This is a genomic window from Streptomyces sp. NPDC042201, from assembly GCF_055582185.1.
The window spans coordinates 73382-87727 of record NZ_JBVJDS010000014.1; the positions used below are offsets into that span (position 1 = coordinate 73382).

At 69.9% G+C, this 14346-nt stretch carries 14 protein-coding genes and 1 pseudogene; 11 read left to right on the forward strand and 4 right to left on the reverse strand.

Features of this window, described 5'->3' with window-relative positions; translation table 11 throughout:
- Positions 1-42 precede the first annotated feature (42 nt).
- Positions 43-1299 (forward strand): MFS transporter, encoded by a 1257-nt coding sequence (locus ACZ6MZ_RS28995; protein WP_469355282.1) that lies wholly within the window; start codon positions 43-45, stop codon positions 1297-1299.
- Positions 1300-1480: 181 nt separating this feature from the next.
- Entirely contained in the window at positions 1481-3262 is a 1782-nt protein-coding gene (locus ACZ6MZ_RS29000) for a serine/threonine protein kinase (protein ID WP_469355284.1), read from the forward strand.
- A gap of 125 nt (positions 3263-3387) precedes the next feature.
- On the opposite strand, the gene ACZ6MZ_RS29005 is transcribed toward ACZ6MZ_RS29000, so the two are convergent.
- On the reverse strand, positions 3388-4386 hold the full coding sequence (locus ACZ6MZ_RS29005; RefSeq protein WP_389786836.1) for an NADP-dependent oxidoreductase: 999 nt from the start codon (positions 4384-4386) through the stop codon (positions 3388-3390).
- Between the two features lie 468 nt (positions 4387-4854).
- Here ACZ6MZ_RS29005 and ACZ6MZ_RS29010 point away from each other — a divergent pair, with 468 nt between their 5' ends.
- The 3 genes and pseudogenes from ACZ6MZ_RS29010 (at position 4855) to ACZ6MZ_RS29020 (ending at position 6265) form a co-directional block, all read left to right on the forward strand.
- Entirely contained in the window at positions 4855-5424 is a 570-nt protein-coding gene (locus ACZ6MZ_RS29010; protein ID WP_389786839.1) for a TetR/AcrR family transcriptional regulator, read from the forward strand.
- A 12-nt stretch (positions 5425-5436) separates the two neighbouring features.
- Positions 5437-5595: pseudogene (locus ACZ6MZ_RS29015) on the forward strand (GNAT family N-acetyltransferase); the annotation flags it as partial.
- 205 nt (positions 5596-5800) lie between these two features.
- Complete coding sequence (locus ACZ6MZ_RS29020) at positions 5801-6265, forward strand: hypothetical protein (protein ID WP_469355413.1); 465 nt, start codon at positions 5801-5803, stop codon at positions 6263-6265.
- A 101-nt stretch (positions 6266-6366) separates the two neighbouring features.
- Here the strand turns inward: ACZ6MZ_RS29020 and ACZ6MZ_RS29025 are convergent, their stop codons facing one another.
- Positions 6367-6582 carry a DUF397 domain-containing protein gene (locus ACZ6MZ_RS29025; RefSeq protein WP_469355286.1) on the reverse strand — a complete coding sequence of 72 codons (216 nt, stop codon included), beginning with the start codon at positions 6580-6582 and terminating at the stop codon, positions 6367-6369.
- Entirely contained in the window at positions 6566-7405 is an 840-nt protein-coding gene (locus ACZ6MZ_RS29030; RefSeq protein ID WP_469355288.1) for a helix-turn-helix domain-containing protein, read from the reverse strand. The genes ACZ6MZ_RS29025 and ACZ6MZ_RS29030 overlap by 17 nt, the downstream gene beginning before the upstream one ends.
- A 365-nt stretch (positions 7406-7770) precedes the next feature.
- Between ACZ6MZ_RS29030 and ACZ6MZ_RS29035 the strand changes: the two genes are divergently transcribed.
- The 4 genes from ACZ6MZ_RS29035 to ACZ6MZ_RS29050 all read left to right on the forward strand — a co-directional run bounded on the left by ACZ6MZ_RS29035 (position 7771) and on the right by ACZ6MZ_RS29050 (position 10933).
- A complete protein-coding gene (locus ACZ6MZ_RS29035) occupies positions 7771-8223 on the forward strand; it encodes an ATP-binding protein (protein ID WP_389786849.1) in 453 nt (150 codons plus the stop codon).
- A gap of 83 nt (positions 8224-8306) precedes the next feature.
- Positions 8307-8834, forward strand: coding sequence for a pyridoxamine 5'-phosphate oxidase family protein (locus tag ACZ6MZ_RS29040; RefSeq protein ID WP_469355290.1), 528 nt, complete (start codon positions 8307-8309; stop codon positions 8832-8834).
- Positions 8835-9105: 271 nt separating this feature from the next.
- Positions 9106-9309, forward strand: a complete 204-nt coding sequence (locus ACZ6MZ_RS29045) for a cold-shock protein (RefSeq protein WP_015607926.1) — start codon at positions 9106-9108, stop codon at positions 9307-9309.
- 91 nt (positions 9310-9400) lie between these two features.
- A complete protein-coding gene (locus tag ACZ6MZ_RS29050; RefSeq protein ID WP_389786853.1) occupies positions 9401-10933 on the forward strand; it encodes a DEAD/DEAH box helicase in 1533 nt (510 codons plus the stop codon).
- A 277-nt stretch (positions 10934-11210) separates the two neighbouring features.
- Here the strand turns inward: ACZ6MZ_RS29050 and ACZ6MZ_RS29055 are convergent, their stop codons facing one another.
- A complete protein-coding gene (locus ACZ6MZ_RS29055; RefSeq protein ID WP_384331543.1) occupies positions 11211-11600 on the reverse strand; it encodes an ArsR/SmtB family transcription factor in 390 nt (129 codons plus the stop codon).
- Positions 11601-11694: 94 nt separating this feature from the next.
- On the opposite strand from ACZ6MZ_RS29055, the gene ACZ6MZ_RS29060 reads away from it, so the two are divergent.
- Complete coding sequence (locus tag ACZ6MZ_RS29060; protein WP_469355292.1) at positions 11695-13713, forward strand: heavy metal translocating P-type ATPase; 2019 nt, start codon at positions 11695-11697, stop codon at positions 13711-13713.
- Positions 13710-14144, forward strand: coding sequence for a (2Fe-2S) ferredoxin domain-containing protein (locus tag ACZ6MZ_RS29065; protein WP_469355294.1), 435 nt, complete (start codon positions 13710-13712; stop codon positions 14142-14144). Before ACZ6MZ_RS29060 ends, ACZ6MZ_RS29065 begins: the two co-directional genes overlap by 4 nt.
- Positions 14145-14346: the final 202 nt, after the last annotated feature.

Genomic DNA, 14346 nt, shown 5'->3' on the forward strand with positions numbered 1-14346 from the left:
GTCAGCGCGTGGTTGTTCGGGTCGGCGAGAGGCGCATCGGGTATGGCGGGCAGGCGGGCGTTAGGGAGGCGGTTCGGGTGGTTGTGGGCGGCGTTCGCGGTCAGCTCGTACGGCACAGGGCTCGGGTTCGGCGCGTTTCCCCTGATCGCGGTCCTCGTGCTGCACAGCGGTCCGGCCCAGGTGGCGGCGCTGGCTGCCGTGGGACGGGCAGTGGGGGCCGTGGTGGCGGTGCCGCTCGGCCCATGGGTGGAGTTCCGCCGTAAACGGCCCGTCATGATGGCGATGGACCTGACGCGGTTCGCGGCGTTGATGAGCATCCCCGCCGCGTACGCGCTCGGCCGGCTCAGCTTCACCCAGCTCCTTGCCGTCTCCGTCGTCGTCGCCACGGCCGACATCGCCTTCAGGGCGGCAAGCGGCGCGTATCTGAAGGCGCTCGTTCCGCGAGAGGACCTGCTCGTCGCGAACAGCCGGTTCGAGTCCACGACATGGACCGCGACCATGGTCGGACCGCCGCTCGGCGGGGTCGCGATCGGGCTGTTCGGCCCGGTGACGACCTTGGCCGCCAATGCGGTCAGCTATCTGCTCTCGGCGCTGGGCATCCGCGCCATCGGCGGGACGGAACCGCGCCCCGCGCGGGCCGGCGCACCGCGGCTGCGAGCACGCGATCTGCTCGAAGGATGGCGCCACATCCTCACCCACCCCACGCTGCGCCCGCTGTTCCTCAACACCATCGCGGTCAACGGCCTGATCATGGCGTCCGAGCCGCTGCTCGCCGTACTCCTGCTGGACCACTTCGGGTTCGCACCCTGGCAGTACGGTCTCGTGTTCGCGGTCCCGTGCGTCGGTGGTCTCATCGGCTCACGCCTCGCGCACCGGCTCGTGGCGCGGTTCGGCCAGCACAAGGTGATGCTCACCGCGGGGACGCTGCGTGCGTGCTGGCCGCTCGGGTTGGCGTTCGTCCAGCCCGGCGTCCCCGGGATCGTCCTCGTCATCGCCGTCCAATTCGGTCTGGTGACCTGCTGCGGCCTGTTCAACCCAGTGCTGGCCACCTACCGGCTCGACCACATTGACCCCAACCGGCTCGCCCGCACCCTGGCCGCCTGGTCGATCAGCGGCAACGCCGCCATCGCGGCGCTGACCGCCCTGTGGGGGCTACTCGCCGCCGTCACCGGCCCCCGCACCGCGATCGCAGTCGCCGGAGTCCTCCTCCTGGCAACTCCGCCGCTGCTTCCGCGCCACGAGAACGCGCCTCAGAACAAGCTCCGTGCCGGAGCCCAAGAAGCCATCGACCGCGTCTGAGGCCGCAGCCTCAGACGCCCTGCACCCGGCAGATGCGGATCGAGGCCGTCCGCCGCAGTCGCGGTTGTTGCACGGTTGTTGCCCCTCGGCGGCGAGGACGCGTACGGAAAGTCGATACGCTCCCCCTCGACTTCGGGGCATCGGCAGGGGCTGAACTGCCGTAAACAGGGGATGATTTGTCATGAGCAACACACCACCCGCCAACCTTTTCAAGCCGCTCCAGGAGGGCGACCCGGCCGTTGTCGGCGGTTATCGCCTGGCGGCCGTTCTGGGCACGGGTGGCATGGGCAAGGTGTACCTCTCCTACACGCCGGGCGGCCGGCCCATCGCGCTGAAGGTGATCCGGGCAGAGTTCAGCGAGGACCCCGAGTTCCGGCGGCGATTCAAGCAGGAGGTCCACGCCGCGCAGCGGGTGCAGGGCTTGTACACCGCGCCCGTCATCGACTCCGACACCGACGGCTCGCAGCCCTGGCTCGCCACCGCCTACGTGCCTGGCCCCTCTCTCGCGCACGCCGTGGCCCAGCACGGTGGACTGCCGCTGCGCAGTGTGCTGTTGCTGACCGTCGGGGTCGCCGAGGCCCTTCATGTCATCCACGGCGCGGGCATCGTCCACCGCGACCTGAAGCCCGCCAACGTACTCCTCGCCTCCGACGGCCCTCGCGTGATCGACTTCGGCATCGCCCGCGCGGCCGACACCACCGCGCTGACCGGCACCGGTGTCAGCGTGGGCACCCCGGCCTTCATGGCGCCCGAGCAGGCGTCGGCCGGTACGGTCTCCCCCGCCACCGACATCTTCGCCCTCGGCCAGATCGCGGCGTTCGCGGCGATCGGTTCACCCGCGTACGGCGAGGGGTCCTCGCACGCGGTGCTCTACCGGATCGTGCACGAGGATCCCGACCTCAGCCGGCTGCCCGCGGAACTGCTGCCTCTGGTGACTCGTTGCCTCAGCCGCGATCCGGCCGGCCGGCCGAGCCTGACCGAGATCATCGAGCTGTGTCACGAACTGTCGCCCGATGCGCTGCGCCAGGGCGAGGACTGGCTGCCGCAGGCGGTCGCCGGATCGATCACCGAGCGGCTGCGACTGCCCGAACCGGCGAAGACCCCGCCGCCGCGGCCCGCCGTCGCGCCGACGCCAACCCAGTTCTCCCCGCAGCATCCGGTGCCCGGGCAGCCGGCACCGGGCGCGGTGAACCCGTACGCGCCGACCGGGTTCGCCACGGCCGCCGCGCCGACCCAGAGCGCGCCGGGAGTTCGCGGCCCGGTGCCGCCGCCCGGCTACCCCATGCACCCCATGCCCGCGCCGGGCTACCACACGCCGCCGCCCGTCATGCACGCTCCCTACATGCCGCCCGCGCCGCCCAAGCCGAAGCGGACCGGGTTGATCGTCACCGGGGCGATCGTGGGCGCCCTCGTCGTCCTGTGGGTCATCGGCTCGATGCTGCCGGACGGGTCCGACGAAGACAGCGGGGCCAAGTCCCCGGGCAGTAACAGCAGTAGCGGGTCCAGCGGCGGCGAGACGTCGGGTGGGAGCCAGAAGCGGACCGATCCGAAGCCGGTCTCGTACAAAGGCATCGACCTGACGGACCGCTACGACCTCATGCTCGCCGACAGCCCGCCGCGCCCGGCCGAGAGCGACGACGTGCTCTACGGCAACGGAGATTTCTACTACTACATCGACAACATGTTCGGGAAGGACACCAAGGTCGGCACCAACAACGGGAAGTTCGTCCTGCTGAACAACTCCCAGAAGGGCTCCCTGGAGACCTGCCGCACGGAGACCCGCTACACCGAATCGATCGGCATCGACCAACTCACCAACGGGTCGCAGATCTGCGTGCTCAGCGACGCGGGCCATATCGCGGTGGCGACCTTCCGTGGCAAGTCGGACGCGAACGATGCGAGCAATTACGTCACCATCGACCTCACGATCTGGCGCAACGCCGAGGAGCCCAAGGACGATTAGTGCCCCTCCCGGCAATGTTTGCCCCGTCGCGTCGCCCAGCACGCACGCTCGCCGCGTTGGCCAAAGACCCGAGTAGCTCCGAAGGTTGAGCGGCCTCCGAGGCGCAACTTGTCAGGCCATGGATCTCAGACGCGGACCATGGTCATGCCACGGTTCGCGCCGCCCAGGACACCCACGAGGGCACTCGGCGCCTGCTCCAGCCCCTCGATGACGTGGTAGAAGGGCTTGATCCGCCCGTCTTCAAGCCAGGACGAGTAGTTGCGGTCGGCTTCGCCGAACTGGTCCCGGTAGGTGAGGTAGGCAAACCCCTTCATGGTGAGGTCCTTCAAGATCAGGGTGAGAGGCACGCCCTTGGGTCCGCTCATCGGCTTGTCGCTGTCGTACTGCGCCGTGTTGCCGCAGAGCACAATGCGGCCCCCGCGCTTCATGGCGTCCAGTGCGGCTTCGAGCACCGGTCCGCCCGTGTTGTCGAAGAACAGGTCGACGCCCTCAGGGCAGGTCCGCTTCAGCTGCTCGGCCAGGTCGCCGGCCTTGTAGTCGATGGTCGCGTCCGCCCCGACTTCCTGTTCCAGCCACGCGCACTTCTCCGGCCCCCCGGCGACGCCGACCACGCGGCAGCCCGCGATCTTACCGAGCTGGACGACTGCGGATCCGACGCCGCCCGCTGCCGCGGAGACCAGCAGCGTCTCACCGGCGCGCGGCCGGCCGACGTGGAGGAGTCCGAAGTAAGCCGTGTAGCCCGTCTGGCCCAGCAGGCCGATGTAATGCTCCACGGAATGCACGCCGTCACGTTTGACGAGGTTCTGGGCAGGCATGGCGGCGTAGTCCTGCCACGCCGACCCGGCCTGCACCACATCTCCGGGCGCGAATCCCGGATCACTGGAACTGACGACCTCGCCCACCGCCATGCCCACCATCGGCTGGCCCGCGTGGAGGCCGACTGACCCGTACGTGGGGTTGGCGTGCATGTAGGCCCGGTTGCCCGGCATCACGTTGAAGTACCGGTTGTGAACCAGGACCTCACCGGGACCGGGCTCGGGGATGTCGAGTTTCCGCAATTCGAAGATGTCCGTCGTCAGCTTGCCTTCCGGCGCCGCTGTATAGATCCACTGCCTGTTCGTCACTGTTCCTCCTGGTGGCCTGATGCGTGTGGCGCCACTGTGGCGCGGTCTCCGTCGACGGAAGCCGGGAGGGGCCGGCCGCCGGGGCGTGGCCCTGGCTGGCCTCTAAGGGCGGACGTTGCCACCCCGAGACAAACGGAGACTCTCTCCGGGTAACAGTCACCCTAACACCTACCTGGAGACACTCTCCGGATAGCCTCCGATCGCCCCATTCCCCCCTTGCCTGCCGGGGGTCCGCCGGTATCCCGCACGCCGGAAGCGGACGCGTGACGGCCGCTGGTCGCCTCGGGCGAGCCGACCGAGGGCCTCGTCGCCGCATCACGTACGCCGTCACCGACTGACCCTCGGCGGCGCATCGCGACAGAGGCGCCGATCCCCACGGCGGCACCCTTCAGGTAGTATTCGGAGACAGGCTCCACTTCTCATGTGGGGACAGTCTTCGCTCGTCGAACGGGCGCCGAGGAGGGTGCTGTGACCACCGGAACGGGCGCCCGCCCACTGCGCGCCGACGCGGCGCGCAACCGCCGCGCGGTGATCGACGCCGCCCGCGACGCGTTCGACCGCGACGGCGTCAACACGTCGCTGGACGACATAGCCCGCGCCGCCGGCGTCGGCCCCGGCACCTTGTACCGTCATTTTCCGAGCAGGGACGAGCTGGTCCTGGCGGTGATCGACGACCGGCTGACCGAGCTGCACCGGCTCGGCGTCGAGCTGCTCGATGAGCCGGATCCGCTGCGGGCGGTCCATCGTTGGCTGGATGCCTATATCGAGCAGAGCGGCATGTACGAGGGTTTGGCTCGGAGTTTGGTCACCCCTCCGCCGGCCGCTGACGAGCACAGCAGCTGCTGGCTGGCCATCAAGGCAGGCATGGCACTGGTCCGCCGCGCGGCCGAGGCCGGTGTGCTGCGCGCTGATACGGACGCGGCTGACGTGCAGGCCCTGGCCGCGGCCATCGCCTGGGTGGATGGGCAGTCGCCGCCCGACCCGGATCGACGTACCCGGCTGTTGCGCATGATGCTCGACGGAATCCGTCCCCGCTGACGTCGACAGCACGCGGCATCCGACTGGTTTGCCGACGTGCTTCCCAGCAAGCCGGTGATGCTCTGCACCCAGACCGCCAACGACCGCGCGATACGCCTCGCGGCGAAGTTGGGGTTCACCGAGGTGGAGCAGTTCGAGAAGTACTGCGCCGAGCAGTGGTTCGGTGTGTGGGTCCTCGGTCACGCCGTCCGGTTGAACTCGTGCTCGACAGCACGGATCCACGAGGCCACCGATCGGTCGTCGGCCTCGGCGCGCCGTTTGACCTCGTAGGGTGCCAGTCCGCCTCGGATTTCCAGGGAAGGGGTGATGTGCCGGCCGTCAGTCCTCGTCGTCCTCGACGGCGTCCAGGTAGCGGGTGTTCCACAGGACCACGGCGTTGAGGACCGGGCCGAGGGCGGCGAGCTGGTCCTCCTGTCCTTCGCGCGCGCATGACGCCCGGCTCGGCGCTTGGACCGAACTGACCGAGATACACCCGCCGGCCCGCCCGCTCGCCGACTTCCTTGCTCGCCACGAGGCCGATCCTGAAAGGTACTCCCTGGCAGACGCCAGGAAGGAGCATCTGGTCCAGCCGCTGGTGCAGGACGTGGCGCAGCGGGCCGTCGGGGGAGACTCGCACTTCGGCACGTCGTTCCTGCTCAACGACCCGGTCGCATACTTCGCGCAGGAACACGGGGAAGCCCGGCTGTGGGCGGTCCGGTGCGCCGTGCCCGGCTTCGCCCTGGTCACCCTTGACGGCTCGTGGATGGACGCGGACACAGACGGCCACTGGGAACAAGCCAACCGCTATCTCGACGGCCTCGACGCCGAGGCCGTCGTCCTCGACCTACTCTGTCACTCCTGAGTCGTCAGACCAGGCCGCCCCGGCCTGGGCCGTCAGCGCGGTGAACACCCGCTGCCAGGTGCCGTCGACGGCCCACATCCGCAGCCGGTTAACGAAACGTCCTAGGCGGGAAGTTCTCCGTGCTTGACGGCGGTGATGAAGGTGGACCAGTGGTGGGTGGGGAAGAGGATGGCGGGGCCGTGCGGGTTCTTGCTGTCACGGACAGGGACGGCGGCGGGGTAGCCGTCGGAGACCTCGACGCACGCGCCGTCTCCGTTGTTGCTGTAGCTGGACTTGCGCCAAGCGGCCAGAACGGATGCGTCAGGAATCGTCTTCATCTTCGTACTCTCCCAGGTATCTACGGATCAGGTCGAGGGATTTGTCCTCGGGTAGAGCCAGGGACCGGGCGACATCGAATCCCTGCGTCAGCTCGATTACCCTCTTCGGCAACTCTACTGTTTCACCGGTCTTGAAGCTCTCGACGAAGGCCATCATTCCGCCATCGCGCAGCGTGAGCAAGCTCAGGCACCCACCTAGCATGGGGTGTCCTCCCTCGTTGAACGGCAGTACTTGAACCGTGGAGTGGGACCGCTCGGCTGCGACCAGCAGATGGTGAAGTTGCCTCACCATGAGCTTCGCACTCCTCATGGGGCGCCTGAGGGCCGCTTCATCCATGATTGCCCAGTAGAACAGCGGCTCCTTGCGCTCGAAGATCACCTTCCGGTGCATGCGAATCGCTACGAGATCGTTCAACTTGTCTTCGGATGCGCCTGGTAGCGACACGCGGAATAGTTCCCGCGCGTAATCCTCGGTCTGGAGCAGCCCCGGAATGAGGCTGCTCGTGAACACCTGAATCCGTTCGGCCTCCGCCTCCTTGCTCACAACTACCCGCCCGTAGTCGGGAATCGAGCTGTCGTGCGCCAGCTCCAGGAGCTCGTTCAGAATCCCGTCGGCGTCGAAGAACGCGTCCAGCGAGTTCACCAGAGCTTCGGACGGTAGCTGGTCTCCCAACTCCACCCGACCGAGATAGCTGTGCGAGTAGCCGCCCACGTGTTCGGAGAGTTGACGGAGTGACAGTCCCTTCCGTTCTCGCAGGCGACGTACCCGCCTGCCCAGCCTCAACCGTGGTGTGAGCTTGCCTGATTCGTTGTTCAGCTCCACTTCGATCGAACCTTCCTTCGCCTAAGTCGCCGTCTACGGACGGCCTTTGGTGACAGCTCGGATATGTACTCAGTGTGCCCGATGGGAGAGGGTGTTACTACCCCTTCCCTTATCGGAACAGAGCCGAAGTGAGGCTTCTCCGAAGGGAATTCAATAAATGCCGTGGGGGCGGTTCCGCATGGCCATATCGCCACATGGAAAGACCCCCGCGACGTTGCTGGACGTCCGGGGGCGTGGCCGACGCTTAGTGAAGGAGCGCCAACAATGGTGGAGTTTATCGTCCGCCTCTTCGATTCGCTGCCGCGAGTCTTGTTTTCGCCAGTGGGCTGCCGGCCGGCGGTGGCCTGATGGCGTACGGACCGGGCATGAGCGACGCCCACTCCCCGTTCGGCGACGCCGTCGTTCTGCGGTGGAGCCGGCATGCCAGCTGCGTCGGACTCGCGCGGCTGGAGTTGCGTAAGGCGCTTGCCGACTGGGGGCTTTCGGCCTTGGAGGACTCGGCCCTGCTGATCCTCTCCGAGTTACTCACGAACGCCGCCCGGCACGCCCGGGTGTCCCCGGGGCGGGAGATCGAGACCCGGTATGTGCCGCGCCCCGACGGCGGGCTGCGTATCGAGGTGCACGACGCCTCCTCCGATCAGCCGCAGCAGCGGACGCCGGAGCTTGATGACAGCGGCGGCCGGGGGCTGGTCCTCGTGGACGCGCTGTCGGACGTCTGGGGAGTCAGTGAGCGCCGTGGGCCCGGGAAGATGGTCTGGGCGCATGTGTCGCTCCCGCCCGGCACGGAACCCGGTCACGCTCCGTCGTCGCCCCGCTGAGAGTCAGGCCCGCCGGTCAGGTCGCGGGAATCCCGTCGGGAAAGGCGACAGAAGATGTCCGGTATCCGGGGTTGGCTGCACGTATGACACACACCTGGGCCGATTTCGTCTCGGCGGAGCCCCGCTTCGCCGAGACCGTGCGGCGGCGATTCGAGCAGTACACCCACCATGTCCTCGCGACTCTCCGCAAGGACGGCTCCCCGCGGGTGACGGGGCTCGAGGTCTTCTTCCGTTCCGGGGAGCTGTGGCTCGGCATGATGCCCAATTCCCGTAAGGCCCAGGACCTGCTGCGCGATCCGCGCTTCGCCGTGCACGCGAACCCGGGCGGAGGCGGCGACGGAGGCGACGGGGGCGACGACGGAATCGCGGCGGACGGAGACGTCAGGGTCGGCGGGCGGGCGGTGGAGGTGAGCGACGAGAGCGTGATCGCGCGGTTCGTCGCGGAGGTCCGGCCGCCGCTGCCGTTCCATCTCTTCCGAGTGGAACTCACCGAGGTCGTACGGACCCGGGTCGAGGGAGAAGATCTTGTCGTACGGGTCTGGCAGCCGGGCCGGCCGCTGCGCACCGTACGGCGCGGGAACGACGACAGCGCGCCCCGCGAGGACGGCTGAGGACCAGGGGCAGGCGAAGGCGCGCGGGGGAGATCCGGCCGCCGGCGGGGGTCGTGATCATCGGGGTGTGTCGGGCTCGATGTGCGCGGCCGGGGCGTGCTAGGCTGACTGCGTTGCAGTTTTGGTACCCATGAACTTTATGTGCGCCTGACGGGAATGTTCCTCAGGCGCATTATTGTTTTTGCCGGCTTCTCCGGATGGGGCTCAATGCGGCGACGAGGAATTCGTAAAGTGCGGATTTCCGGCTCTGCACCTGTTTTAGGAGAATGACATGGCTACTGGCACCGTGAAGTGGTTCAACTCGGAAAAGGGCTTCGGCTTCATTGAGCAGGACGGCGGCGGCGCCGACGTCTTCGCCCACTACTCGAACATCGCCACCCAGGGCTTCCGTGAGCTCCAGGAGGGCCAGAAGGTCTCGTTCGACGTCACGCAGGGCCAGAAGGGCCCGCAGGCGGAGAACATCGTCCCGGCCTAATTTCCGGACGCGTACCTCGTGCCGGGGCCCGCACCGTGCAGGTGCGGGCCCCGGCTTGCGCTGTCCTCAGGCCCAGGAAGGCTTTTTCCGAATGACCCGACCCGAACGCCCGGCCCGTGCTGCCCGACCCGCCGGTAAGCGCCCGGTGAATTCCCGCGCCAAGGGGCCTGCGAAGGCACCCGCCCGCCGCGCCGTCGCGCGCCCGCAGGAATTCACGCTGCCGGAGACCATTACCCCCGCACTGCCGGCCGTCGAGGCGTTCGACGAGCTGGACATGCCTGCCGGCCTGTTGAAGACACTCACCGCCCAGGGTGTGACGGAGCCGTTCCCCATCCAGGGCGCGACGCTGCCGAACTCCCTCGCGGGCCGCGACATCCTCGGCCGCGGACGTACCGGATCCGGCAAGACCCTTGCCTTCGGTCTGGCGCTCCTCGCCCGCACCGCGGGCCGGCGTGCCGAGCCCCGCGCGCCCTTCGCGATGGTGCTGGTGCCCACGCGTGAGCTGGCGCAGCAGGTGACCGACGCGCTCACCCCGTACGCGACCGCCATGAACCTGAAGCTGGCCACGGTCGTCGGCGGGCTCTCGATCAGCAAGCAGGCGGGCGCGCTGCGGCGCGGCGCCGAGGTGCTCGTCGCGACCCCCGGACGGCTCAAGGACCTCATCGAGCGCGGCGACTGCCGGCTCGACCGCGTCTCGATCACCGTGCTCGACGAGGCCGACCAGATGGCCGACATGGGCTTCATGCCCCAGGTCACGGCGCTGCTCAAGCAGGTCGAGCCGGACGGGCAGCGGATGCTGTTCTCGGCGACGCTGGACAAGAACATCGACCGGCTCGTACGGCTGTACCTGACGGACCCCGTCGTCCACTCCGTCGACCCGTCCCAGGGCGCGGTGACCACGATGGAGCACCACGTGCTCTACGTCGCGGACGAGACCGACAAGAAGGCCGTCACCACGCGGATCGCGGCGCGTGACGGCCGGGTGCTGCTCTTCCTGGACACCAAGCGGTCCGTGGACCGGCTGGTCAAGCGGCTGCTGGCCAGCGGCGTACGCGCCGCCGGACTGCACGGCGGCCGCTCGCAGCCGCAGCGCAACCGGACACTCGACCAGTTCAAGACCGGCCAGGTCACCGCCCTCGTCGCGACCAACGTCGCGGCCCGTGGCATCCATGTCGACGATCTCGACCTGGTCGTGAACGTCGACCCGCCCGTCGACCACAAGGACTATCTGCACCGTGGCGGGCGCACCGCCCGTGCGGGGGAGTCCGGCAGTGTGGTCACGCTGGTGCTGCCCGAGCAGCGGCGGGAGATGACCCGGCTGATGTCGGACGCGGGGATCGACCCCAGGTCCGCGCGGATCAAGTCCACGGACGAGGAGCTGGCGCAGCTCACCGGTGCGCGGGAGCCCTCCGGGGTGGCCGTCACCATCGAGGTGCCGCAGCCCGCCGTCCAGGCGAAGCAGAAGCCGCGGACGGCCCGTCCGGCACGGAAGAACCCGGGCACGGGCGCGGGTACGGGTACGGGTGGAGGCGCGGCCCGGCTGGGCGGCGCCGCACGCGGCAGCCGTGGCCGCCGTGGCCGCCCGGGACGCGGCGCCGAAGGCGGTCGCCGCACCGCTGCCTGACCCCGGCGCCGCCTGCCCGCAGGACGGACCACGACGAAGCCCGGCATCGCGCCCAGCGCGCTGCCGGGCTTTCGTCTGTGCGGACCTGTGCGGACCTGCACGGACCTGCACGGACCTGCACGGACCTGCACGGACCTGTGTGGACCAGCGCGGACCTGCACGGACCTGTGTGGACCAGCGCGGACCTGCACGGACCTGTGTGGACCAGCGCGGACCTGCACGGACCTGCACGGACCTGTACGGACGAAGCGCGGGGTGCGGCAGGTGCCGGCGAGCGTTACCGCCGGGCCGCCGCCGGTTCCGCTTCGTCGGCCGCCGCGTCGTGCAGGCCCAGGCGCAGGTGCTCGACGTGGAACAGGGCCTGGTCCAGCAGTTCGGCCACGTGATGGTCGTAAAGGGCGTAGACGATCGAGCGGCCGCGGCGTTCGCCCGTCACCAGGCCCAGGTTGCGCAGCAGGCGGAGCTGGTGGGAGCAGGCGGACGGTTCCATGCCGACGGCCTCGGCGAGGTCCCCGACCGCGCACGGGCCTTCCTGGAGACGGGCCAGGATGTACAGCCGCGAGGGGGTGGTCAGGGCCTGAAGGGTCGCGGCCACGTCCGCCGTCCCCACGGCGTCCAGGCGCTCGCGGGTGGTGGCGGTGTTCTTGCCGTCGGCTCCATGACCCATGGCGTCCATCCTAACGATGACACATGAAGACCTGTTCAGATGTTCCTGTACGGTGGAGAGGTCGTCGTCCTCCGCCGTGAAGGGTCGTTCCGTCATGCCCTCTGTCCTGCTCCAGCGCCCCGGACGGCCGGTGCCGGCTGCTGCGGCGACGGTCCCGCGGCGCCGTACGCGGGTATTCGCGCTGGCGGAGGCCCGCTGGGCCGGGGCCGCCGTGGCGCTGTTCCTGGTCGCGCTGCCACTCCAGCTGACCGGGGCCCCGGCCTGGGCATGGGGCCCGCTGTACGCCGCCGCCTACCTCACCGGCGGCTGGGAGCCGGCCAGGGAGGGAGTGCGGGCGCTGCGGGACCGGACGCTGGACGTGGACCTGCTGATGATCGTGGCCGCGATCGGTGCGGCGGCGATCGGGCAGGTGATGGACGGCGCGCTGCTGATCGTCATCTTCGCCACCTCCGGCGCCCTGGAGTCGCTGGCCACCGCCCGTACCCAGGACGCGGTCCGCGGCCTGCTCGATCTCGCCCCCACCACCGCCACCCGCCTCGGCGGCGACGGCGCGGAGGAGACGGTCGCCACCGCGCACCTCGCGGTCGGCGACACCATCCTCATCCGCCCGGGCGAGCGCGTCGGCGCCGACGGCCGGGTTCTGGACGGGACCGGCGAAGTCGACCAGGCCACCATTACCGGGGAGCCGCTGCCGGTGGTGAAGGAGGCCGGGGACGAGGTCTTCGCCGGCACCCTGAACGGCACCGGCGCCCTACGGGTCCGGGTGGAGCGGGACGCCTCCGACTCCGTGATCGCCCGGATCGTGGCGATGGTCGAGGAAGCCACCGCGACCAAGGCCCCCACCCAGCTGTTCATCGAGAAGATCGAACAGCGGTACAGCCTCGGCATGGTCGCCGCCACCCTGGCTGTCTTCGCGATCCCCCTGGGCTTCGGCGGCGACCTGACCAGCTCTCTGCTGCGGGCGATGACCTTCATGATCGTCGCCTCTCCGTGTGCGGTGGTGCTGGCCACCATGCCGCCCCTGCTCTCCGCCATCGCCACCGCGGGACGCCACGGCGTCCTGGTCAAGTCCGCCGTCGTGATGGAACGCCTCGCGCAGGTCGACGCGGTCGCCCTGGACAAGACCGGCACCCTCACCGAAGGCACCCCGCGCGTCACCGACGTCCGCCCGCTGCCCGGCAGCGATCTGACGGAGGGTGGCCTGCTGGCCCTGGCTGCCGCCGCCGAGCACCCCAGCGAACACCCCCTGGCCCGCGCCGTCGTCGACGCAGCCCGCGCCCGCGGCCTCACCATCCCCGCCGCCGTGGGCTTCGCCTCCGCCCCGGGCATCGGGGTCAGCGTCCGCGTCGAGGGCCGCACCATCGCGGTCGGTGCCCCGGCCCGGCTGCCGGGCGACGCCACGGGCGCGACATCGGCGCCGGCTTCGGAGGCGGCTTCAGAGGCGGTACGAGAGGTGGAGGACGGCGGCCGGACCGCGGTCCTCGTCCAGCGCGACGGCGTCCCGGTCGGCGTGCTGGGCATCGCCGACCGGCTGCGGCCGGACGCGGCCGCCACCGTCGCCTCCCTGGCCGCACTGACCGGCAGGACGCCGATGCTGGTGACCGGCGACAATCCGCGCGCCGCCGCCCGCCTCGCGGCGGAGGCCGGCATCACGGACGTCCGCGCCGGGCTGCTGCCCCAGGACAAGGTCGCCGCCGTCCGCGAGCAGGAGACGGCGGGGCGCAGGGTGCTGGTCGTCGGCGACGGCGTCAACGACGCCCCCGCGCTGGCCGCCGCCCACACCGGCATCGCCATGGGCCGGGCCGGTTCCGACCTCGCTCTGGAGACCGCCGATGCCGTCATCGTCCGCGACGAACTGGCCACCGTCCCCACCGTCATCGCGCTCGCGCGCATGGCCCGCCGTCTGGTGGTGCAGAATCTGGTGATCGCCGGGGTGTTCCTCTCCGGCCTGGTCGTCTGGGACCTGGTGGGGCATCTGCCGCTGCCGCTCGGCGTGCTGGGGCATGAGGGCTCGACGGTCGTCGTCGGACTCAACGGGCTGCGGTTGCTGCGCGACGCCGCGTGGAACCGCGCGGCCACAACGGAACGGACAACGGAGAGGAGCCGCGCGTGAGCCGCCGTGGCAAGAAGACCGCCCCCGTCACGGGGACGGCCGCCGGGCCCGTCGTCACGGGGACGGCCAGGCCCACCGTCACGGTCTGCCGCGGCTGTTGCTGCGGCACCCCCGCCAAAGTCCCGCGCCTCGACCACGAGGCCCAGCTCACCGACCTGCGTACCGCGCTGGCCGGGGTCGCCATGGTGCGGCGTACCGACTGCCTGGACGCGTGCGAGCGCGCCAACGTCATCGTCATCCAGCCCTCCGCCGAGGGCCGTCGGGCCGGTGGCCGTCCCGTCTGGCTCGGCCAGGTCAACGACCCCGGCGCCGCGGCCGACATCACCGCCTGGGTGAAGGACGGCGGACCCGGCCTCGTCGAGCCTCCCGGCATCCTCGACCTCTACACCTTCACCCCGTCCCGCCGGGTCCGGCACGAACTCGAAGGCTGATCGCACCGCGGGGCCGTCATCCGCCCCGCCTGCCCCAGCCGCCGATGGGCCGGCCGTCATCCGCCCGGCGGCAGAAGGGCCGCGCCAACTGCGGACGCACCGGCCGCCGCGCCGGTGTACGGAGCGCGACCGGGCCACGCGCGCCGGTTAACTTCCCGGAAATTCCGCGCGGTTGGCATTGACGTGTCCCTGTCTACGCGCG